Origin of the sequence: Halotalea alkalilenta DSM 17697, from assembly GCF_000621205.1 — a bacterium.
GTDB classification, from domain to species: Bacteria; Pseudomonadota; Gammaproteobacteria; order Pseudomonadales; family Halomonadaceae; genus Halotalea; species Halotalea alkalilenta.
Genome location: NZ_JHYY01000021.1, coordinates 1 through 20,612, shown reverse-complemented (window position 1 = coordinate 20,612; position 20,612 = coordinate 1). Strand labels below are relative to the sequence as shown.

Genomic DNA, 20,612 nt, shown 5'->3' with positions numbered 1-20,612 from the left:
CGCCCTAGCCGGCCGCGAGGCTGGCCAGGTAGTCCTCCACCTCCGCCTCGATCCAGGCGCGCAGCGCTCGGCAGTCGGGGGAGTCGCCGCGTCCGCGTGGCCATACCAACCAATAGGGATAGGGGTAGCTCACCTCTATCTCGCTCAGCCGCACCAGCTCTGCGCGTGCGAGCGCTCCCGCGACCAGGCTGAGCCGCTCGAGCGCGACGCCGTAGCCGAGCCGTAGCGCTTCGAGGATCAGGTTCGAGTCGTTGATCGCGAGCCCGCCGGGCGGCGGGGTCTCGACGCCGGCCGCCTGGCACCAGGCGCTCCACGGTTCCGCGGACTCGATCCGCGGCGCGCGGACGATCTCCTCGGCGCGCTCGGGCAGCCGGCCTCCGTTGAAGTGCGGCGCGCAGACCATCACCCAGCGATCCTCGAACAGCTTCTGGCTGGTCATGCCCTGCCATTCGCCGAGCCCCATCCGCACGCTCAGGTCGGCACCAGCGATCGCTGCCTCGTGCAGGCCGAGGGCGACCTGCAGGACCAGCCGGTAGTCGGGATGGCGGGCGCGAAAGCGCGGCAGCCTTGGCAGCAGCCAGTGCTGGCCGAAGGAAGGCAGGGTCGACAGGGTCAGGCTGGGGCTTCGTGGAGCGCGCCTCAGCTGTCTGGTGGCGGCATTCAGTTCGGCGAGGTGGTGGCCGACCTGAAGCGCATAGAGCCTGCCATTCTCGCTGACCATGATCCTTCTCCCGCTGCGCTCGAACAGCGCGACACCCAGGTGCTCCTCGAGCTGCTTGATCTGCTGGCTGACCGCTGAGTGGCTGACGCAGAGCTCGGCGGCGGCGAGGGTGACGCTGCCGAGCCGGGCGGTCGCCTCGAAGCAGCGCAGCGTGTTCAGTGCGGGCAGGCGTTGCATGTCAGTTTTGCTTACCTAAATGGAATGACGAAGTCGATATTCATCGCCGGCGAGGAGGGCTAGATTCGGCTTGAAGCGGCGATGTCGACGCATCGGGTCGATATCCAAGTTAAGCATGGCTGACGGAGATGGAACATGCGTTTGATCGGAATGCTCGATTCTCCCTACGTGAGGCGCACCGCGATATCGCTGCGTCGGCTCGGCATCGCGTTCGAGCTCGAGCAGCTGTCGGTGTTCAGCGAGCCCGAGCGGTTCGGTGCGATCAATCCGCTGTTCAAGGTGCCGACCCTGGTATGTGATGACGCCACCGTGCTGATCGACTCAGGCCTGATCATCCTCCATGCCGAGCGGCTCGCCGCGTCGCAAAGCCTTACGCCGGCGGCGCCAGCGGATGCGCTGCGAGACCTTAGGATCACCGGTCTGGCGCTGGCGGCGTGTGAAAAGGCGGTGCAGCGGATCTACGAGCAGCGGCTGCGCCCGGAGGAGAAGCGCCACGCGCCCTGGATCGAGCGGATCGACATGCAGCTCGCGGTGGCGTGGCGTGAGCTCGAGCAGGAGCTTGCCATCGCATCGCCGCCGCTCGACGCCGAGCGGGCGACCCATGGCGCGATTGCGCTGGCGGTGGCGTGGCGATTCTGCAGCGTGATGCTGCCTGAATGGACGGCGGGGATAGAAGCGCCGCGCCTGCGGGCCTTTTCCGCCGCCGCCGAGCGGCTCGACGACTTCCGCGCCTTCGATTTCGATTCACCCTGACCAGGAGACCTGCATGACCCGGCCTTTGCGTGTTGGTCTGATCGGCGATCGTTCGGACGCCGTGACCGCTCATCGGGCTATTCCGCTCGCCCTCGACCGGGCTGCCGCGCGGCTCGGTATCGAGGTCGAAGGCGTGTGGCTCGCAACCGTTGAACTGGAGAACGACGCGCCGCGCTGGGATGCGCTTTGGTGTACACCGGGCAGCCCCTACGCCGATACCGGGCGGGTACTCTCGATGATCCGCGCCGCGCGGGAAGCCCGGGTGCCTTTCGTCGGCACCTGCGGTGGCTGCCAGCATGCGCTGCTCGAATGGGCGCTCGACGTGCTCGGCTGGGATGATGCCACCCATGCCGAACTGGTCGATGGGGGCCGTGCGGTGATCGCGCTGCTGGCCTGTGCTTTGATCGAGCAATCGCAGCCGGTACGGCTGCTGCCGGGGAGCCGTTTGAGCGCGTTGCACGATGGTGCACTCGAGATCGAGGCGCGCTATCGCTGCAGCTTCGGCGTCAATCAGGCCTATCGCGAGGGATTGTTCGGCGACCGTTTGCGGATCAACGCCGAAGATGAAAGCGGCGAGGTGCGCGGGTTCGAACTCAGCGATCATCCATTTTTCGTCGCTGTCCTGTTCCAGCCCGAGCGTGCCGCGCTCGAGGGCAAGCGGGTGCCGCTCGCCGAGGGTCTGCTGGCGGCGGCTGCGCGGCACGCATTTTCACCAGGAGCCCGCATATGAGCCACCGTTACACCGCCGAGCTCGAATGGCTGCGTGGGGAGCAGCGGTTCACCGACAATCTCTATAGCCGTCGTCACCGCCTGCGTTTCGACGGCGGCATCGAGCTGGATGGATCCTCGTCGCCGCTGGTGGTGCCGGAGCCGATGTCCGATGCCTGCGCGGTCGATCCAGAGGAGCTGTTCGTCGCTGCGCTCGCCAGCTGCCACATGCTTTGGTTTCTCGGCATCGCGGCCAAGCGGCGGCTGTGCGTGGATCGCTACTTCGATCCCGCCTACGGGGTGATGGGCAAGGACGAGGCCGGGCGTGAAATGATCCGCGAGGTCGTGCTGCGTCCAGAGGTGATCTTCGCCGGGGACAGGCAGCCGGAGCGCGCGCTGATCGAGCGGATCCACCATCAGGCTCACCAGGCATGCTTCATCGCCAACTCGGTCAGAAGCGAGGTGCGCTGCGAACCCTGTTTCATCGTTTGAGATGTGGTGGATTGCTAATACTGAGAATATGTTGATATTGAATTGCCGTTTTTGTCTAAAGTAGGGCATGCGCGGTCCGGTTGGGGCGCTTATACTGCGCATGCCTTCCAACCCCCGAAGGTCCGCGGTGGTCGCGTCGATCCTCGATCCTGATCGGCGTCCGACGGTTCGTCTCCCATCCTTGGCGAGCCGCCACCGCAACTCTCTCACCGCGCGGCCCCCGCTATCGCCTCGGCGCCGCACGGAATTTCCATGCCCTCTCTATCGACACCCGACTCCCCCCGTAGCGGGGACCTGGCGCCAGCTGGAGCACGACATACATGACCCTCGACACCGCCCTGGCAGAGGAAAGCGCCGCCGAGCGCGTGCGGCCGGCCAATTCGCCGCGCAAGGTGATCGCGGCGAGCCTGATCGGCACCACGATCGAATTCTATGACTTCTATATCTTCGCCACCGCCGCAGCGTTGGTGATCGGGCCCGCGTTCTTTCCCTCCGAATCGCCCGGAGTGCAAACGCTCGCCGCCTTCATGAGCTTTGGTATCGCCTTCGTCGCGCGTCCGGTTGGCTCGGTGCTGTTCGGCCATTTCGGCGACCGGCTCGGGCGCAAGTCGACCCTGGTCGCAAGCCTGCTGCTGATGGGCGTCGCCACGGTAGGCATCGGGCTGCTGCCCGGCTATGCCTCGATCGGTGTGGCCGCGCCGATCCTGCTCTGCGTGCTGCGCTTCTGCCAGGGGCTCGGCATCGGCGGCGAGTGGGGAGGCGCTGCGCTGCTGGTCACCGAGAACGCGCCCAAGGGGCGGCGCGCTTGGTTCGGGATGTTCCCGCAGTTGGGGCCGTCGCTTGGCTTTCTGCTCGCCAACGGCATGTTCCTCGTGCTGCTGCTCGGGATGAGCAGCGAGTCTTTCATGGCCTGGGGCTGGCGCATTCCGTTTCTGGTCAGCGCGGTGCTGGTGTTCCTCGGCCTCTACGTCCGGGTATCCCTGGTCGAGTCCGAGGCGTTTCTTCGTGAACAGGCGCGTGAGCCGGTGCGCGCACCGCTCAAGGAGCTGCTGCGTGACCACCGGCGCCCGCTTCTCCAGGGCACGTTCGCGATGGTGGCCTGCTACGCGATCTTCTACATCACCACGGTGTTCACGTTGAACCATGCGACCAGCCAGCTCGGCTTCGACCGCGGTGGTTTCCTTGCCATGCTCTGCGTGGCGATCGTGTTCATGGCGCTGGCGACGCCGGTTTCGGCACTGGCCTGCGATCGTTTCGGGCGGCGTCCAGTGATCGTCAGCGGGCTTTGCTTCACGCTGCTTACCGGGCTCGTCCTCGGCAGCTTGGTGGCCAGCGGCTCGACGCCTTCGATGCTCTTGTTCTTGTGCATGGGATTACTGGCGATGGGGTGGATATTCGCCCCGATGGGAGCGCTGCTGCCCGAGCTGTTTCCAGTTCGGGTGCGCTATACCGGTGCGTGCGCGGCCTACAACCTGGCCGGCATCCTCGGCGCTTCGCTCGCGCCCTATGCGGCGCAGTGGCTGGTCGGCTGGGGCGGGCTGCAATGGGTCGGGGGCTATGTGGTGGGCATGGCGCTGCTCAGCCTGGTGGCGATCCTCTCGATCGGTGAGACCCGCGACCGGGCCTTCTGAATCTCTCCAACCTGTACTTTCGAACCGGCCGCATGGCCGGTTTTTCCATTGCGCGCGATGGTCTCCGAAGGCGTTTCCTGTGGGTTAGCTGTGGATGAGCTGTGTGTGTGCTCTGGATGAAATCGAGGGTTGTCCACAGGCTTGCGACGGGCCCTTTGGTGCCTTTAGAAAAGTCCTCCCAATGCTTGGGCTGGGGCGTTAGCGAGTACTTCAAAAGTGGATGGACGAAATCGGATAGGCACAATATATTGGTTGTCGGCGCCTAATTCTTTACCATATGTGGTACTTGGCGACTCTGGGTAAGAACGTTCCCGGACTTGCTTGTCAAGCGAGTTTTTGCGCCGCAGCCGCGCTTTTTTCATTTTCGTTTTTTCTGATCGACGGTTACGCAGCCCCCGACTGGTTCGCGCGTGCATTGGCTCGCGGCGGGCCGAAGACAGCGACCCGAATGGACATCGAGAACACCATGACGACTCCCCTGATTGTGAAGGACGCTGGCAAACGCCAGATGCCTTTCGACCTCGAACGCCTCGAACGCTACCTGGGTCGCATCCATGCCGAGTTCCCGAATCTCGACATCAGCGAGTACAAGCAGAAGGTCTTCGGCTTCATCGAGCGCAAGGAGAGCATCGCCGCCGACGACATGGTCGATTACCTGATCCGCGAGGCGGAGTCGCGTACCGACGTGGCGACGCCGGAGTGGGAGCTGTTCGCCGCCAGGCTCTATCTCAACAAGCTGTACAAGAAGGCGAGCAAGAACCGCTTCTACAACGATGACGACAAGTACGGCTCCTACGTCGGCCTGCAGGAGAGCCTGGGTGAACGCGGGATCTATTCCGGCGATATCCTGAAGAACTACTCCAAGGACGAGTTGATCGAAGCCGGGAAGGTGATCGAGCCCGAGCGTGACAAGCTGCTCACCTACAACGGCCTCTATCTGCTCGCGACCCGCTATCTCGCCACCGACCACACCCGCAACGTCTACGAGCTGCCCCAGGAGCGCTGGCTGACCATCGCGCTCTACCTGATGCAGGACGAGAAGCCTCGCGAGCGCCGGATGACCCTGGTCAAGGAGGCCTACTGGGCGCTGTCGAACCTGTACATGACCGTTGCCACTCCGACGCTGGCCAATGCCGGCAAGATCGGCGGCCAGCTGTCGAGCTGCTTCATCGATACCGTCGACGACAGCCTCCAGGGTATCTACGACAGCAACACCGACGTCGCTCGTGTCTCCAAGCATGGCGGTGGGGTTGGCGCCTATCTCGGCTACGTGCGCTGCTCCGGGTCGGCGATCCGCGGCGTGCCGAATTCCAGCGGCGGCGTGGTGCCCTGGGTCAAGCAGCTCAACAACACCGCGGTCAGCGTCGACCAGCTCGGCCAGCGCAAGGGCGCGATCGCGGTCTATCTGGACGTCTGGCACAAGGACATCGAATCGTTCCTCGACCTGCGCCTGAACAATGGCGACCAGCGGCTGCGCGCCCACGACGTGTTCACCTCGGTGTGCATCCCCGATGTGTTCATGGAGACCGTCGAGCGCCGTGGCGACTGGTACCTGTTCGATCCGCACGAGGTCAAGGCGATCAAGGGCTGGTACCTGCAGGACTTCTTCGATGAAGAGCGCGGCTCCGGCAGCTTCCGCGAGAAGTACGAAGAGGTGGTCGCCGACGAGCGGATCAGCCGCAAGATCGTCAAGGCGATCGATATCTTCAAGCGGATCATGGTCAGCCAGCTCGAGACCGGCAACCCGTTCATGTTCTACCGTGACGAAGTCAACCGGATGAACCCGAACAAGCACCAGGGCATGGTCTACTCGAGCAATCTCTGCACCGAGATCCTGCAGAACATGAGCCCGACCCGGCTGATCCAGGAAGTGATCAGCGGCGACCAGATCGTCACCACCAAGCAGGCGGGCGACTTCGTGGTCTGCAACCTCTCCTCGATCAACCTCGGGCGTGCGGTGCTCGCCGAACCCGATCTGGTCGACGAGGACATCCTCGAGCGGCTGATTCGCATCGAGGTGAGGATGCTCGACAACGTGATCGACCTCAACGAGCTGCCGGTGCCGCAGGCGACGATCACCAATCGGAAGTACCGGGCGATCGGTCTTGGTACCTTCGGTTGGCACCACCTGCTGGCGCAGAAAGGAATCGACTGGAACGACCCGCAGGCGGAAAGCTACTGCGACAAGCTCTACGAGCGGATCAACTATCTGGCGATCAAGGCGAGCATGGAGCTGGCCAAGGAGAAGGGCGCCTACAAGGTATTCAAGGGCAGCGACTGGCATACCGGCGAGTACTTCGAGCGCCGTGGCTACGACAGCGACGAGTGGCAGACGCTCGCCGCCTACGTCGCCGAGTTCGGGGTGCGCAATGCCTACCTGCTGGCGGTGGCACCGAACATGAGCACCGCCCAGATCGCCGGCTCCACCGCCTCGATCGACCCGATCTACAGCGTCTTCTACTACGAGGAGAAGAAGGACTATCGCCGTCCGGTGGTGGCGCCTGGCCTCTCGCTCGAGACCTATCCGTTCTACGAAAAGGGCGCCTACAAGGTCGACCAGTTCGCCAGCGTGCGCCAGAACGGCCGGCGCCAGCGCCACGTCGACCAGTCGATCAGCTTCAACTTCTACGTGCCGAGCGGGATTCGCGCCAGCACGCTGCTGGATCTGCATATGACCGCATGGAAGGAAGGGCTCAAGACCACCTACTACGTGCGCTCCAACGACATCGATATCAGCGAGTGCGAGTGGTGCTCGAGCTGATCCGAGGACTGGGTTTCGCCTGAAGAGTCGCCGAGCGCCGGCGCTTTTCAGGCGAACCGCGAGTTCTCGATCACAAGCCCCAGTCGGGGCGGCGCGTCGTCCGAATGGCTGACGCGCCATGCGCGTTTCGCTTCGTATTCGACCAGACAAGGCAGACCATGACCACGATCTCCGCTACTTCCCGCCTCGACCGGATCAAGATTCTCGAGCCGCTCAATCCGAACCGCTCCACTGGAATCATCAACGGCAAGACCAGCGGCATCCTCAACTGGAACGACATTCCCTACCCGTCCTTCTATCGGGCATACAAGGAGCTGTCGACCAATTACTGGATTCCCGACGAGGTCGACATGAAGGGCGACGCCAAGCAGTACGGCGAGCTCTCGGGCAAGGAGAAGTACGCTTTCGATGCGATCATCGGCCTGCTCGCCACGCTCGACTCGCCGCAGACGCGCTTCATCTACAACGTCGCCGAGTACATCACCGATCCCGCCGCTCACGCCAATGCGGCGATCATCGGCCAGCAGGAAGTGATCCACAACGAAAGCTATTCCTACGTGCTCGCCTCGATCGCTGGGCTCCAGGACCAGAACCGCGTGTTCGAACTGGCGCGCACCCATCCGACGATCATCAAGCGCAACGAGCCGATCATGGGGGCGTACAACGACTTCATGACCGAGAAGTCGGCCGAGACGCTGGTACGTGCACTGATCCAGTCGTCGATCCTCGAGGGGATCAACTTCTACTCTGGCTTCGCCTATTTCTACAACCTGGTGCGCCAGAACCGGATGACCGGCACCGGCAAGATCATCAGCTTCATCAATCGTGACGAGCTGGCGCACTCGAAGTTCATCAGCGAGCTGATCCGGGCGATCGTCGGCGAGAATCCTGAGCTCCAGGGCGACCGGCTGACCGAATACACCCACAAAGCGTTCGCCCACGCGATCGACCTGGAGACCGTGTGGTCCTCCGAGGTGCTCGATGGCATCGACGGCATCGACCTCGATGAGATGGTCGGCTACGTCAAGTATCGCGCCAACAAGATGGCGGGGATGCTCGGCATCGACAAGCTCTACTCCCAGAGCAGCGACAACGTGATGCCTTGGATCAAGGCTTACGCAGACAACTTCACCGAGACCAAGACGGACTTCTTCGAGATGCGTAACGCAAGCTACAAGAAGACCAACCTGGACAACGGTTTCGACGACCTTTGATTCATCGGTCCGCGCTGCATGCGGGCTTCGCCCAGGAGCGTCACCATGGAGATCCTGCTTGGGTTCGATTCGTTGAGTGGCAACACCCGCGAAGTGGCCGAGCTGATCAAGGCCGAGGCCGAGCGCCTCGGCCATCGGGTGACGCAGGTGTACGTGACCATCGAGTCGCTCGCCGATGTCCTTCCCGAGCCTTTTCCGGCCGAGCGGTTCGATCTCTACCTGCTGGGTTCATGGACTGCCAACTCGGGACGCACGCCGCCGGAGATGAAGGAATTCATCGCCGAGCTCTTCGAGCGGGTCGGCAAGCCTTTGCATGTCGCAGTGTTCGGTACTGGTGAGACCCAGTGGGGTGAAGAGTTCTACTGCGGCGCGGTGAAGCGAATGGCGAAGTTCTTCGCGTCGGCCTATCCGCGCTTGGAAATCGAACAGATGCCGCACGGCGACAAGGACCGTGTAGCGATCAACGAGTGGACGCGAGGCGTCATCACATCAAGGACAGCAGAAAGCCATGAACACCATCGACATCACCTCGCCTGACGCTTTCGCCGACGCCCTCGCAGCGCATCCGCTCCTGCTGGTGGATTTCTACAAGGATGACTGCCCAGGCTGCAAGATGCTCGACCTGTCGATCGGCAAGTTCGCCGCCAGCCCTGCGGCTGAAGGCGTGACCCTGGCCAAGGTCAAGCTCGAGGTGGTGGGCGAGTCGTTCTTCTTCTCGCACCGTCTGCGCCAGACCCCGACGCTCTTGCTGTTCAAGCAGGGTGAGGAGGTCGCACGCTCCCCTGGCTTCGTCGCGCCGGCGAAGATCGAGGAGCTGGTTCAGGAGCACGTCATGAGCGCCTGAGCGCTCAAGGCCCTCGTCGTCTCGATCAGGGTGTCGGTAGCAAGGCTTCGCCATTGCGAGCCACCACTCGCCCGTGGCTGATCACCAGCGCACGTGGGGCATGGGTGACTACCGCCTCGGCGATGGTCTCTCCCGTGGCCAGGAACAGGTCGGCTCGCTCGCCTACCTGCAGGCGCCGGGCCTCGTGTCCGATTGCCTCCGCACCCCGGCAGCTGCAAAGTTCAAGCGCCAGTTCGACCTCGTCGTCGCGTCGCAGGTTATTGCGCAGGCCGAGCAGCTTGGCGCGCTCGAGCATGTCCGCATTACCGTAGGGCCCCCAGGTATCGCGGACACCATCGTTGCCGACGCCGATGGGCACGCCCGCCGCGATCAAGCGCTGTATCGCCGGCACCTCGCGGGAGGCCGGTGCGGTGGTGAGTATCGTCACCCCGAGCGCGGCGCATTCGTCGATCAGTGCCTGGGTGCGCTGCCAATCAGGGGCGCCGAGACAGAAGGCGTGGCTGATCGACACTTGGCCTTGCATGCCGTGCGCACGGATGCGCTCGAAGATCAGCGCCATCGAAAAGGCGCCCAGTTCGCCGGTTTCGTGTAGATGCAGGTCGATCCCCTTGCCGTGCTTCTCAGCCAGCTCGAAGAGCGCGTCGAGCTGGCCTTTGGGGTCGCGGTCGATCGCACAAGGATCGAGGCCGCCGAGCAGGTCGGCGCCGAGCGCCAGGGCGCGATCGAGCAGCTCGATAGTGCCGGGGCGACGCATTACCCCCGACTGGGGGAAGGCGACGAGCTCGATGTCGAGCATTGCGCTGAGCCGTCGGCGAGTCTCGATCACGCCTTCGAGCGCCTTGAGTCCCTGCTCGGTATCGATATCGACGTGGGAGCGGATCAGCGTGGTGCCGAAGGCCAGCGCGCGAAGCGCATGGCGCATCGACTGGACCTGCGCGTCGAGGCCAAGTGCCTGGCGCACCTGGCGTTCGTTGTCGATCTTGTCGAGCAGCTGCGCCCCGACCTCATTGCGATACCAAGGCCAGCCGAGCAGCGACTTGTCGAGATGGGTATGGGCGTCGACCAGCCCTGGCAGGGCGATGTGGCCTTGGCCATCGATCACTTTTACACCGTCGGCCGTGAGATCGGGCGCCATGGCGGCGATTCGCCCGTCGCGGATCAGCAGGTCCACGCTCTCATCGCCCCAGGGGCGCACGCTCTTGAGTAGCAGGTCGTTCATCTCGGCTCCGTCGTCGCTTGGCTAGGAAACGTTCGACAGCCTAGCCGATTTACCCTTCGCCGAGGTGGCCTCTTTAGCTTGCCGCTGAGCCAGGCATGGAGCCGTACCCGCCAGTTGCGCTAGGCTGGGCAGGATTGATCTCCAACCGAGCGCCACCGATGCCCCTGAACCTGCGTATTGCGTTGATTCCCTTCTACTTGATGCTCTTGGCCTGCGTGCTCGCGATCACCGTGCCGCCCGTTCGCGCCGAGGTAGCCATTACCTTTCCACAGGCGGTGCAGCAGTCGGCGATGGTGATCGGGCGGGTACCGCCGGGCAGCAGGGTGGAGTATGCCGGGCGGGAACTGCGGGTCACCGGCTACGGTACGGTGGTGCTGGGTGTCCCGCGCGATGCGCAAGCGCAGGTGACGGTGAAGGTCACACCGCCGAATGCCGCGCCCCAGGAGGTCGCGATCAGGGTCGAGCCGCGCGCCTGGGATGTCGAGCGAATCAGCGGTGTACCGCCGAGGACCGTTTCGCCGCCGCCCGGGATCGCCGAACGAATTCGCCGCGAGCAGGCTGAAGTGAGCGCGTCGCGCGGACGTGATGATCCGCGCACCGATTTCGCCGAGCCTTTCGTCTGGCCGGTGAAGGGGCGGATCAGTGGCCGCTTCGGCAACATGCGGGTCTACGACGGCACGCCCGGCGCGCCACACTCCGGGATGGACATCGCCGCCGCCAATGGCACGCCGGTCGTCGCGCCAGCGAGCGGGGTAGTCACCTTCGCCAATCCCGATCTCTATCTCACCGGCGGAACGCTGCTGCTCGATCACGGCTATGGGATCAGCTCCAACTTCCTCCATCTATCCAGGATCGACGTCGAGGTCGGACAGCGCGTCGAGCAGGGCGAGGTGATCGGGGCGGTCGGCGCCACCGGCCGCGCCACTGGGCCGCATCTCCACTGGGGCATGAACTGGTTCGACGTGCGCCTGGACCCGCTGCTGGTGCTAGAGCGCAGTGCCGATCGTTGAGCCGCGCGAGGAGAGGATGCCTTCTGATCGTCCGGTTTCATCGTCCTGCGCAGTGTCGATCACGGACCGTCAGGCGAGACAGCGGCAAGGCAATGGTTCGCGAACAAGCAGGTTTCTCCTTGGGTAATGAAAATATTTATCATTACCCTTGACGCTTCCCGACAACGCCGCTAATCTCGTCCTCGTGGTGTTCGCCAAGCACCACACGTCACCGGTGAATGTCAGGTTCATCGTTGACATCTCCTCATCAAGCTAGTCACGGTCCTTCTACCGCTCCCTTTGGGAGCGGTTTTTTCGTTTCGACCCGTATGCGACGTGTAGTCGAAAGGTAATGATAATTTTTATCATTAATGTTGACTCGATCCTTTCCGCCCATGTATTCTCGGTTCCGTGGTGTTCGCCAAGCACCACACGCTACCGGTGAATGTCAGGTTCACCGTTGGCATCTCCTCATCAAGCTAGTCACGGTCTTTATACCGCTCCGGTCTCCGGAGCGGCTTTTTTCGTGTCCATAGCCAATTGGCTGCCGCGGCGGGCTCTGCTAGGATGACGCTTAGGGATTTCTTCGCTTGATGAGGCGTAAGAAAACGAAGCGTTCGCCACAGAGCGAGCCTTCCCTGGCACCAAGACCGCTCCCCGGGCGGTCTTTTTCTTTGTCCATAGCCTCCGTGGCGCGGCTTTTACACAGCGGTCGCAAGCGCTGACGCGAACGAAACCGACGCCGCCGCCCAGGCATGGCAGAATATTCCCCGCTGGTTGATAGCCTGGGTTTCAGGGTCTTGGTCTCGAGGTCACGATGCAACGATCGCTCTCCCTGGCGCTTCTTTGCGCTAGCTTTTCACTGCTTGCCGGCTGCCAGGGGTTGCTGCCGAGCGAGGCGCCCGGCACGCAACGCGCACCCTTTCCCGAGGCGGAGTACGCCAAGCTCGCGCGTTCGGGTAGTTCGACCATCGCAGGCCAGGTCTCGGTCGACCTCGGCCAGGGCCGCGTGGTGCCGGGGGCCGGGGTCGACGTACTCGCAGCGCCGGTGACCAGCTATTCGCGCGAAGCTTATGAAGCGCTACGGGCCGGCCGGCCGATCGCGCCCGCCGACCCTCGTGCACAGGAATACACCCGCCGCACGCTGGCCGACGATCACGGTAATTTCCGCTTCGAGCACCTGGCCGCTGGCAGCTACTACCTGATCAGCCGACTCGAATGGTCGACCGAGGAAAATGGCCAGCAGCGGCATCATCGCCAACCGGTACAGCGTGAAGTGAAGGTCGGCGAAGGCGCGGTCAGCAACGTGATGTTGAGTCCATGAGCTGCGATGTCCTGATAGTGCATGAGTGATTTCGAAGTGGATGGCGACTAACTTTCATTGGTTTCACCTCGAGCGGCTGGGCAAAATGGTCGGATTCCGTCGATCGGCGATGCCGATCGTGTCGCACGACTTGCCAGGCAGGCCAGCATGTCCCGAACCTTCGAAGTCAGTTTCGAGTTCTTTCCCCCCCGTACCGACGCCGGCCGTGAAAAGCTGAGTGCCACGCGGGACGCCTTGATGACCAAGAATCCCGAGTTCTGCTCGGTGACCTTCGGCGCAGGGGGTTCGACTCGCGATCGCACGCTCGAAACGGTGCTCGAACTGCGCGATGGTGGGGTCGATGCCGTTCCCCACCTGTCGTGCATTTCCAGCGACAAGCAGGAGCTGCGCGAACTGCTGGCACGCTACCGGGAGCTGGGCATTCGCCGCATCGTTGCGCTGCGCGGCGACATTCCCTCGGGCCAAGGCGGCGGCGGTGAGCTGCGCTATGCGAGCGAGCTGATCGAGCTCATTCGCGGCGAGCACGGCGATCATTTCGAGCTGCTCGCGGCGGCCTATCCCGAGATGCATCCGCAGGCCCGCGACTTCGAGTCCGACCTGCGCTTTTTCGCCGCCAAGATGAAAGCGGGGGCCAGCCGCGCGATCACTCAGTACTTCTTCGATGCCGAGGCCTACTTCCATTTCGTCGAGCGGGTGCGTGCCCTCGGCGTCGAAGCGCCGATCATTCCCGGGATCATGCCGGTCACCCAGTTCGAAAGCCTGGTGCGTTTCTCCGATGTCTGCGGCGCCGGCGTTCCGCGCTGGATCCGCAAGCAGCTCGAAGCCTATGGCGACGACCAGGAGAGCGTGCGTGCCTTCGGCCATGAGCTGGTGAGCCGGCTCTGCGAGCGCCTGATCGAGGGTGGCGCGCCAGGACTGCACTTCTATACCCTCAACCAAGCCTCCCCGAGCCTGCGGATCCTCGACGCCCTCGGCCGTTGAGGGCTCTCACCCCGCTTCGATGCGAGAGTTCGCGTCTCCTCGCCGATCTTGGCTAGGCTTCAGGACACGCGCGGCAGCGCCGCGTGCCCGTCAAGACATTAGGAGACGCAAATGAAGTATCTACCTTCCTTGCTGTGTGCCGCTGCATTGACCTCGGCCCCCTGGGCCATGGCCGCAGTCGAAGTGGACGTCCACCGGGTCAGCGCCGATGGTGTCGGCGACTCGATCGGTACCGTGACGTTCGAAAACACCCAGTATGGCCTGTTGATCACTCCCGATCTCTCCGGGCTCGACAGTTCCATCCATGGGCTGCACTTGCATACCACGCCGAGCTGCGAGCCGGGCGAGAACGATGCGGGCGAAGTCATCGCGGCCGGCGCGGCGGGTGCTCACTACGATCCGGATGAGCATGGCACCCACCAGGGGCCTTACGTCGATGATAGTCATCTGGGCGACCTGCCTGCCCTGGCCGTGGCCGAGGATGGCACCGCGCAGGTCCCGACGCTGGCACCGAGGTTGGAGGAGTCCGATCTCTATGGGCGTGCGCTGATGGTGCATGCAGGGGGCGATAACTACAGCGACCATCCGACCTTGGGTGGCGGCGGTGGTCGGTTCGCCTGCGGGGTGATCCCCGCCCATAGCCCTGGCTGAACAATGTGGCGAAGCGCCGCGCCGAAGGTGGCGCGGCGGTGGGAAGGTTCAGCGGCGCAGCGTGCCTGGATCGAGGATGCGCACGGTCTGGATCTCATTGTCGCGCTCGTTCTCGCGAGGCCGATTGACCCGGGTGGTGAGCTCTTCGGTGGTAGGCGTCGGTTCGATGGCGAGCTGTTCGAGAAAGTCGCAGTCGACGCACTCGCGGTAGCGTATTCCGCTTTGGTCCCAGCTGCGCAGGGTGTCCATTGCCGCGCAGCGGGGGCATACGGCGCCAGCGATGAAGCGCTTGATAGCGGGCATATCGATGCGCCCTCCAGGGCGAGATGAATGAAGGCGCCGCTACCCGTCGGCTAGGGACGGGGAGCGGCGATGGCGCGCGTTCAAGCGGCGGAACTGATCCCTGAATGGCGTAGCAGCGGCTCGATGCTCGGCTCGCGGCCGCGGAATGCCTTGAACATCTCGGCGGCGTCGCGAGCACCACCCTGCTCGAGGATTTCGAGGCGGAAGCGTTGCCCCGTGGCCTGATCGAACACGCCGGCCTCCTCGAATGCCGAGAAGGCGTCGGCCGAGAGCACTTCCGCCCACTTGTAGCTGTAGTATCCAGCCGCATAGCCACCGGCGAAGATGTGGCTGAAGCTGTGCTGGAAGCGGTTGAACTCGGTCTGCGGCACTACGGCGACCTTGGCGCGTACATCGTCGAGCATGCGCTGGACATCGGCGCTGGTCGGCGTCTCGAGTTCATAGTGCAGGCGGAAGTCGAACAGCGAGAATTCGAGCTGGCGCATCATCTGCATCGCCGACTGGAAGTTCTTCGCCGCGACGAGCTTCTCGTAGAGCTCCTCGGGCAGCGGCTCGCCGCTCTCCACGTGGGAGGCGATCAGATCCAGCCCTTCACGCTCCCAGCAGAAGTTCTCCATGAACTGGCTGGGCAGTTCCACCGCGTCCCATGCCACGCCGCTGATCCCGGAAACGTCGGCGACTTCCTGTCGAGTCAGCATGTGGTGCAAGCCATGGCCGAACTCGTGGAACAGGGTCAGCACTTCATCGTGGGTGAGGAGTGCGGGCTTGCCGCCCACCGGGCGGGTGAAGTTGCACACCAGATAGGCGACCGGACGCTGCAACTCGCCGTCCTCGCGCCGCAGACGGGTGCGGCAGACATCCATCCAGGCGCCGCCGCGCTTGCCTTCGCGCGCGTAGAGGTCGAGATAGAAGCCAGCGATCGGCGCGCCATCATCGAAGATCTCGAAGAAGCGCACGTCATCGTGCCACTTCGGTGCATCCTGGCGTTCGACCATCTCCAGGCCATAGAGCCGCTTGACCACCTTGAACAGGCCATCGATCGCTTTCGGCGCCGGGAAATAGGGGCGCAGCTGTTCTTGCGAGATCGAATAGCGCGCTTCGCGGAGCTTCTCGGCGGCATAGCTCGAATCCCAGGGCTCGAGGTGCGCGATACCAAGGGTCTCGCGGGCGAACTGCTGGAGTTCGGCGTATTCCCGCTCGGCCTGGGGCTTGCCGCGGGTGGCGAGGTCCTCGAGGAAATCGAGCACCTGGCGCGGAGACTCGGCCATTTTGGTCGCCAGTGACAGGTCGGCATAGGTAGCGAACCCGAGCAGCTCGGCGAGCTCATGGCGCAGCGAGAGGATTTCCGCCATCACTTCGGAGTTGTCGAACTTGCCGGCGTCCGGCCCCTGGTCGGAGGCGCGGGTGACGAAGGCGGTGTAGACCTCACGGCGCAGTTCACGGTCATCGGCATAGGTGACCACCGGGAAGAAGCTCGGGAAATCCAAAGTGACCCGGTAGCCTTCGACGCCCTTCGCTTCGGCGTTGGCACGCAGCGTGTCCCGTGCGCTCTCGGGGAGGCCTGCGAGGCGGGTATCGTCATCGATATCCAGGTGCCACGACTGGGTGGCATCGAGCACATTGTTGGAGAAGGTGTTGGAAAGCTCGGAAAGGCGTGCCTGGATCTCGCCATAGCGGGCTTTCTTGTCCGCTGGCAGGTCGACCCCTGCGAGTCGGAAATCACGCAGGGTATTGTCGATCGACTTTTTCTGCGCTTCGTTGAGGCCTTCGTACTCCGCGCTCTGGCGCAGTGATTCGAAAGCGGCGAACAGCCCTTCGTGCTGGCCGAACCAGGTGCCGTAGGCGGAAAGCTTGGCAAGGCAGGCCTGGTAGGCCTCTCGCAGCTCGCTCGAATTCTTCACCGAATTGAGGTGGGAGACCGGAGACCAGGCCTGGGACAGCTCCTCTCCGGCATCTTCCAGTGGCTTGGCCAGGCCTTTCCAGCTGAAATCACCCGCTGCCACGAGCCGGTCGACGTTGGCCCGATTGCGCTCGATCAGTGTATCGATCGCGGGCTCGACGTGGCGCGGCTCGATATCGGCAAAGGGGGGAAGCTCGTGGCGCTGGAGCAACGGGTTGCTATGCATGAAGGGTCCTCGGGGTGTACGGCTGTTCATACTGCATGTTGGGCCCACCTGGGGGAGTTTCAATTGCGCTTTTACGCCGGAAGGGAGGATTCGGCGTATCGAGAGATGAAATGACGATGATGCTGGACGATGTCCCGACCGAAGTATGTTCCGCTGAAAGGGCATTAGTCGATCGCGTCGTGACCGGCGTCCGAGCCTACCCTTTGCCTATCGTCCGAGGTGAATCATCGATGACCCTGTCCAGAAGAACTTTTCTCGCCGGTTGCTCGAGCGCGCTGATCGCGGCTCGCGCCAACTGGGCCATGGCGCAGGCCTCGACCAGTAGCAAGAAGGGGCTGGCGGGCGCCGCGCCCGCCGCTTCGGGCCTGCGTACCGAGTGGTACTACAACTGGGGACTGACGCCTTCTGATGAGGGCATGCCGGTGAACGATGCGACGATGCGCTTCGTGCCGATGGTCTGGGGATGGAATCCGGCGGACACGCCCCAGTGGCTGGACAAGATCGCCTCTCCCCGGCCGCAACTGCTGTTCGGTTTCAACGAGCCCGACCGGCAGGACCAGTCCAATGTATCGGTCGAGCAGGCGCTGGATGCCTGGCCGAGCCTCGAGCAGGTCGATCCCGTCGAACTGGTCGGGCCCTCCTGCGCTCAGCCTCACGGTGCCTGGATGCAGGAGTTCATGGCCGGGGCGCAGTCTCGTGGCTTACGGGTCGATTCGGTGGGGTTTCACCATTACGGATCTCCCTCGTCGGAGGCGTTCATCGATCTGCTCGAGTTCGTCCACCAGCTCTACGATCGCCCGCTGTGGGTCAATGAGTTCGCGGTAGGGGATTGGGAGGCATGGGACGGCACCAAGCCTAATCGCTATAACCGCGAAGAGACCCTGATATTCATGCAGGAAGTCTGCGCGTTCATGGAAAGCACGTCGTGGGTGCGCGGCTATTCCTGGTATCCATGGGGAATCGGCGGGGAGAATGATCCACTCGCGACCTCGACGTTGTTCGATGCCAATGGGGAGCTGAACGAACTTGGTCAAGCCTATGCCGCGATATGAGCGGGGTCTCGCTGGCAGGGAAGTGGCAGGGAAGTGGCAGGGAGGTACGAGGCCTTGTTCGCGGGGCATGCTGCGACGTGCGAGTGGCGAGAAGTCCCGGCTCTATGCCTGGCATCTCTCAGGGTAGCATCGCATTTCGTGGGTAATCGTTATTGCGCCCTGCCGACTAGACGGTGGTCAGAGCGTGTGGCTTTACAGACCCTGGCGCATCCAGCGCTCGAGCTTGACCACGGCGCGGCGGTCATGAGGCAACGGCAACAGCAGCGTCAGAGGGGGATGTGCGTCATGGCGAGTCAGGCGCGCCATACCGATGGGTGAGTCGTATTCGTAGCTGACTTTGGGTGGAAGCTTGATCAGACAGACCTCTCCGAGATCGTTGATCCAATAGAGCTCTTGCATGGATCTTCTCCTCCGGTCGGGTTTGAAATGCTTGGTTCCAGGCGAAAAAGGCCCGCGTTGTTGCGGGCAACGGCCTATCAAACAAGGTGTTAAAATTTAACCTAGGTTTATTTTTCGAGCAAGATGCGATCTGCTTTGCCTGCAGTTTCTCGCGTTGGCTGGCTATATCACGTCCTTGCCCGACTTCTGGATGGCGCGACGTACTGGCCGTTCACGCTGGGTTCCTCTGTGCTCGACTCCCACCTCGGCCTATGTTCGTCCGATCGCCGGAATGACCTTCTTCGACCTGGCCATCATCATCCCGCGGGATATCTTCCTGTCGTTCGGCGGCTTGTCGATCGCCTGGTTTGCAGTCATGGTACTCGACGAGTGCTACGCCCAGGCGTGCGCGGGCTTTTGGCGAGGGCGGGTTCCTGCTCTGGCGAGGCATGACGCGGTATCTGGCGATCCCACTGGTGGCATCGGTGCTGGTAACCGCCTTGATCAGGATATGAATGCATTCGACCGAGAACGAGGAAGCGAAGATGAACGTACGCGGCTTTCGCGGTCGCGCGCCGGTGCTTGGTGCGCGAGTCATGATCGATCCGACCAGCGTGGTGCTCGGCGACGTGGAGCTCGGCGACGATGTTTCCGTTTGGCCACAGGCAGTGATACGGGGCGACATGCATCGCATCCGTATCGGTGCGCGAACCAGCGTGCAGGACGGCGTGGTGCTGCACATCACCCACGCCAGCGACTACAACCCCGAGGGCTACCCTCTTTCCATCGGTCGAGAGGTGACCATCGGCCATCGTGCGGTGCTGCATGGCTGCACGATCGGGGATCGGGTGCTGGTCGGCATGGGGGCGGTCGTGCTCGACGGTGTGGTGGTCGAGGACGAAGTGCTGATCGCTGCTGGTGCGGTGGTGACTCCGGGCAAGCGGCTCGAGCGCGGCCACGTCTATGCCGGTAATCCTGCACGTAAGCTGCGGGAACTGAGGCCGGATGAATACGTGTTTTTCGGCTATTCGGCGGACAACTACGTGAAGCTCAAGGATGAGTATCTGAACGCCGCCGAGTAGTTTTCGCGGCCGAAGTGAACGCCTGCGTAATCGATTGTTTTTACGAACAATGGTGCGTCATAATCTGTTTCTTTGAACAGTGTTTTTTCGTTCACTGGTATTTTCTACAGATGAAGGCGCATGGCCGACTTCAAGACGCACCTATCCGCAGCGGCGATGACCGGCGCGGGACTTTCTGGCGCAGGCTGGTACCTGGGGGCCTGGACGCTCAGCGAGGCGCTGGCGCTGACCGGCCTGGTGGCCTTGGGGGGAATTCTCCCTGATATCGACGCTGATCGCTCTCACGCGGTGGGGCTGATCTTCACGATGCTCGCGGTGATCGCGATGGTCGCTGCGGTGATCGCACTGACACCGCACATGACGCTTGCTTCACTGGCCAGCACTGGGATCGGCGTCTACACCGGGGTGCGCTATATCGCCAGCGGCTTGTTTCGTCGTCTCACGGTGCACCGGGGAGTCTGGCATTCGCTGCTCGCCGCGCTGGCCAGCGGGTTTTCGATCAGCGCGCTTGGCTATCACTTCTTTGGTAGTGCGGCGGAGCAGGCCTGGCTGCAGGGCGCGGCACTTTGCCTGGGCGTTGTGATCCACCTTTTGCTCGATGAATGCTACAGCGTGGACATGGTCGGGCAGAGGGTGAAGCGCTCCTTCGGCACCGCGCTCAAGCTCTTCGATTATCAATCACCGTTCAGCGCCATGGCGATGGGTGTCGTGATCGTTTGCTTGCTGCCCTGGCTGCCGCCGTGGAATGGGCTGTTTACCCTCGTCGATTTGCTGCAGGAGCTTTGGCAGTACCGGTGGCGATGATCGATGAGTTCGTTTCGTAGCTTCCGCCCGGTGGCTGTTTTCCAGAGTTTTTGACCTTTGGGTCAAAAACTTGGCGAAAGCGCTTGCCAAGTGGCGAGTGGGTCTATAAAGTACGCCCTCGCTGACCGGGGTTAACCCGCAGCGGGAAGAGCAAGTCATTGATTGTTTTGGTGTTTCAGGTCGGCTCGGATGCGGTGGTCAGTATGCTCCGAACGACACGCTTCTCGAAGAAGTGATTGACACCAAAGCGTTTCTGAGTAGAATGCTCATCCACTCGACGCAGGGCAGGCTTCTTCGAAGCCAGGTTCAGTCCGCGGCGAGACGCTCTTTAACAAGTCGATCAGGCAATTTGTGTGGGCGCTCGGCTCGATGAGACGGCAACGTCACTGATGTATCCAGTCA

General features: G+C 62.9%; 20 protein-coding genes. 15 read left to right on the top strand and 5 right to left on the bottom strand.

All coding sequences use genetic code 11. The annotated features are described in order from the left end of the window. Window positions 1-4 precede the first annotated feature (4 nt). The gene (locus tag Q376_RS0102180; protein ID WP_027348913.1) at window positions 5-898 is read right to left on the bottom strand and encodes a LysR substrate-binding domain-containing protein; all 894 of its coding nucleotides are present in this window, start codon (window positions 896-898) and stop codon (window positions 5-7) included. 135 nt (window positions 899-1,033) lie between these two features. On the opposite strand from Q376_RS0102180, the gene Q376_RS0102175 reads away from it, so the two are divergent. The 8 genes from Q376_RS0102175 (at window position 1,034) to Q376_RS0102140 (ending at window position 9,301) form a co-directional block, all read left to right on the top strand. Continuing rightward, window positions 1,034-1,651 carry a glutathione S-transferase family protein gene (locus Q376_RS0102175; protein ID WP_027348912.1) on the top strand — a complete coding sequence of 206 codons (618 nt, stop codon included), beginning with the start codon at window positions 1,034-1,036 and terminating at the stop codon, window positions 1,649-1,651. A 13-nt stretch (window positions 1,652-1,664) separates the two neighbouring features. Next, on the top strand, window positions 1,665-2,381 hold the full coding sequence (locus Q376_RS0102170; protein WP_027348911.1) for a CTP synthase C-terminal region-related (seleno)protein: 717 nt from the start codon (window positions 1,665-1,667) through the stop codon (window positions 2,379-2,381). Continuing rightward, window positions 2,378-2,851, top strand: coding sequence for an OsmC family protein (locus Q376_RS0102165; RefSeq protein ID WP_027348910.1), 474 nt, complete (start codon window positions 2,378-2,380; stop codon window positions 2,849-2,851). Before Q376_RS0102170 ends, Q376_RS0102165 begins: the two co-directional genes overlap by 4 nt. 320 nt (window positions 2,852-3,171) lie before the next feature. After that, window positions 3,172-4,482: an MFS transporter gene (locus Q376_RS0102160; protein WP_027348909.1), complete on the top strand. Its 1,311-nt coding sequence runs from the start codon at window positions 3,172-3,174 to the stop codon at window positions 4,480-4,482. A 466-nt stretch (window positions 4,483-4,948) separates the two neighbouring features. Then, window positions 4,949-7,243, top strand: coding sequence for a ribonucleoside-diphosphate reductase subunit alpha (locus Q376_RS0102155; protein ID WP_211266589.1), 2,295 nt, complete (start codon window positions 4,949-4,951; stop codon window positions 7,241-7,243). 158 nt (window positions 7,244-7,401) lie between these two features. Beyond that, window positions 7,402-8,457, top strand: coding sequence for a ribonucleotide-diphosphate reductase subunit beta (locus Q376_RS0102150; RefSeq protein WP_043445896.1), 1,056 nt, complete (start codon window positions 7,402-7,404; stop codon window positions 8,455-8,457). A gap of 45 nt (window positions 8,458-8,502) precedes the next feature. Beyond that, window positions 8,503-8,994, top strand: a complete 492-nt coding sequence (locus tag Q376_RS0102145; RefSeq protein ID WP_027348906.1) for a flavodoxin — start codon at window positions 8,503-8,505, stop codon at window positions 8,992-8,994. Continuing rightward, entirely contained in the window at window positions 8,966-9,301 is a 336-nt protein-coding gene (locus Q376_RS0102140; protein ID WP_027348905.1) for a thioredoxin family protein, read from the top strand. The genes Q376_RS0102145 and Q376_RS0102140 overlap by 29 nt, the downstream gene beginning before the upstream one ends. 25 nt (window positions 9,302-9,326) lie before the next feature. On the opposite strand, the gene Q376_RS0102135 is transcribed toward Q376_RS0102140, so the two are convergent. Next, window positions 9,327-10,520, bottom strand: a complete 1,194-nt coding sequence (locus Q376_RS0102135; RefSeq protein WP_027348904.1) for an amidohydrolase family protein — start codon at window positions 10,518-10,520, stop codon at window positions 9,327-9,329. Between the two features lie 158 nt (window positions 10,521-10,678). Here Q376_RS0102135 and Q376_RS0102130 point away from each other — a divergent pair, with 158 nt between their 5' ends. The 4 genes from Q376_RS0102130 (at window position 10,679) to Q376_RS0102115 (ending at window position 14,465) form a co-directional block, all read left to right on the top strand. Next, a complete protein-coding gene (locus Q376_RS0102130; protein ID WP_155834108.1) occupies window positions 10,679-11,530 on the top strand; it encodes a M23 family metallopeptidase in 852 nt (283 codons plus the stop codon). A 796-nt stretch (window positions 11,531-12,326) separates the two neighbouring features. Beyond that, complete coding sequence (locus tag Q376_RS23875; protein WP_052364864.1) at window positions 12,327-12,833, top strand: hypothetical protein; 507 nt, start codon at window positions 12,327-12,329, stop codon at window positions 12,831-12,833. Between the two features lie 147 nt (window positions 12,834-12,980). Then, complete coding sequence (gene metF, locus Q376_RS0102120) at window positions 12,981-13,814, top strand: methylenetetrahydrofolate reductase [NAD(P)H] (protein ID WP_027348902.1); 834 nt, start codon at window positions 12,981-12,983, stop codon at window positions 13,812-13,814. 111 nt (window positions 13,815-13,925) lie between these two features. Beyond that, window positions 13,926-14,465, top strand: coding sequence for a superoxide dismutase family protein (locus Q376_RS0102115; protein ID WP_027348901.1), 540 nt, complete (start codon window positions 13,926-13,928; stop codon window positions 14,463-14,465). Window positions 14,466-14,513: 48 nt separating this feature from the next. Here the strand turns inward: Q376_RS0102115 and Q376_RS0102110 are convergent, their stop codons facing one another. After that, the gene (locus tag Q376_RS0102110) at window positions 14,514-14,768 is read right to left on the bottom strand and encodes a YheV family putative zinc ribbon protein (RefSeq protein ID WP_027348900.1); all 255 of its coding nucleotides are present in this window, start codon (window positions 14,766-14,768) and stop codon (window positions 14,514-14,516) included. Window positions 14,769-14,848: 80 nt separating this feature from the next. Further along, window positions 14,849-16,894: an oligopeptidase A gene (gene prlC, locus Q376_RS0102105; protein ID WP_027348899.1), complete on the bottom strand. Its 2,046-nt coding sequence runs from the start codon at window positions 16,892-16,894 to the stop codon at window positions 14,849-14,851. Between the two features lie 230 nt (window positions 16,895-17,124). Between prlC and Q376_RS23870 the strand changes: the two genes are divergently transcribed. Then, the gene (locus tag Q376_RS23870; protein WP_162177874.1) at window positions 17,125-17,946 is read left to right on the top strand and encodes a glycosyl hydrolase; all 822 of its coding nucleotides are present in this window, start codon (window positions 17,125-17,127) and stop codon (window positions 17,944-17,946) included. 192 nt (window positions 17,947-18,138) lie between these two features. Here Q376_RS23870 and Q376_RS0102095 read toward each other — a convergent pair whose 3' ends face one another. Continuing rightward, window positions 18,139-18,345: a hypothetical protein gene (locus Q376_RS0102095; RefSeq protein ID WP_027348897.1), complete on the bottom strand. Its 207-nt coding sequence runs from the start codon at window positions 18,343-18,345 to the stop codon at window positions 18,139-18,141. 524 nt (window positions 18,346-18,869) lie between these two features. Here Q376_RS0102095 and Q376_RS0102085 point away from each other — a divergent pair. Both Q376_RS0102085 and Q376_RS0102080 read left to right on the top strand, forming a co-directional pair. Then, the gene (locus Q376_RS0102085) at window positions 18,870-19,406 is read left to right on the top strand and encodes a gamma carbonic anhydrase family protein (RefSeq protein WP_027348896.1); all 537 of its coding nucleotides are present in this window, start codon (window positions 18,870-18,872) and stop codon (window positions 19,404-19,406) included. Window positions 19,407-19,526: 120 nt separating this feature from the next. Next, a complete protein-coding gene (locus Q376_RS0102080; protein ID WP_027348895.1) occupies window positions 19,527-20,210 on the top strand; it encodes a metal-dependent hydrolase in 684 nt (227 codons plus the stop codon). Window positions 20,211-20,612 lie beyond the last annotated feature (402 nt).

Bases quoted from the DNA above. Each gene is read 5' to 3' on its own strand.
- Q376_RS0102180 (WP_027348913.1), bottom strand. From the start codon at position 898: ATGCAACGCCTGCCCGCACTGAACACGCTGCGCTGCTTCGAGGCGACC.
- Q376_RS0102175 (WP_027348912.1), top strand. From the start codon at position 1,034: ATGCGTTTGATCGGAATGCTCGATTCTCCCTACGTGAGGCGCACCGCG.
- Q376_RS0102170 (WP_027348911.1), top strand. From the start codon at position 1,665: ATGACCCGGCCTTTGCGTGTTGGTCTGATCGGCGATCGTTCGGACGCC.
- Q376_RS0102165 (WP_027348910.1), top strand. From the start codon at position 2,378: ATGAGCCACCGTTACACCGCCGAGCTCGAATGGCTGCGTGGGGAGCAG.
- Q376_RS0102160 (WP_027348909.1), top strand. From the start codon at position 3,172: ATGACCCTCGACACCGCCCTGGCAGAGGAAAGCGCCGCCGAGCGCGTG.
- Q376_RS0102155 (WP_211266589.1), top strand. From the start codon at position 4,949: ATGACGACTCCCCTGATTGTGAAGGACGCTGGCAAACGCCAGATGCCT.
- Q376_RS0102150 (WP_043445896.1), top strand. From the start codon at position 7,402: ATGACCACGATCTCCGCTACTTCCCGCCTCGACCGGATCAAGATTCTC.
- Q376_RS0102145 (WP_027348906.1), top strand. From the start codon at position 8,503: ATGGAGATCCTGCTTGGGTTCGATTCGTTGAGTGGCAACACCCGCGAA.
- Q376_RS0102140 (WP_027348905.1), top strand. From the start codon at position 8,966: ATGAACACCATCGACATCACCTCGCCTGACGCTTTCGCCGACGCCCTC.
- Q376_RS0102135 (WP_027348904.1), bottom strand. From the start codon at position 10,520: ATGAACGACCTGCTACTCAAGAGCGTGCGCCCCTGGGGCGATGAGAGC.
- Q376_RS0102130 (WP_155834108.1), top strand. From the start codon at position 10,679: ATGCCCCTGAACCTGCGTATTGCGTTGATTCCCTTCTACTTGATGCTC.
- Q376_RS23875 (WP_052364864.1), top strand. From the start codon at position 12,327: ATGCAACGATCGCTCTCCCTGGCGCTTCTTTGCGCTAGCTTTTCACTG.
- metF (WP_027348902.1), top strand. From the start codon at position 12,981: ATGTCCCGAACCTTCGAAGTCAGTTTCGAGTTCTTTCCCCCCCGTACC.
- Q376_RS0102115 (WP_027348901.1), top strand. From the start codon at position 13,926: ATGAAGTATCTACCTTCCTTGCTGTGTGCCGCTGCATTGACCTCGGCC.
- Q376_RS0102110 (WP_027348900.1), bottom strand. From the start codon at position 14,768: ATGCCCGCTATCAAGCGCTTCATCGCTGGCGCCGTATGCCCCCGCTGC.
- prlC (WP_027348899.1), bottom strand. From the start codon at position 16,894: ATGCATAGCAACCCGTTGCTCCAGCGCCACGAGCTTCCCCCCTTTGCC.
- Q376_RS23870 (WP_162177874.1), top strand. From the start codon at position 17,125: ATGACCCTGTCCAGAAGAACTTTTCTCGCCGGTTGCTCGAGCGCGCTG.
- Q376_RS0102095 (WP_027348897.1), bottom strand. From the start codon at position 18,345: ATGCAAGAGCTCTATTGGATCAACGATCTCGGAGAGGTCTGTCTGATC.
- Q376_RS0102085 (WP_027348896.1), top strand. From the start codon at position 18,870: ATGAACGTACGCGGCTTTCGCGGTCGCGCGCCGGTGCTTGGTGCGCGA.
- Q376_RS0102080 (WP_027348895.1), top strand. From the start codon at position 19,527: ATGGCCGACTTCAAGACGCACCTATCCGCAGCGGCGATGACCGGCGCG.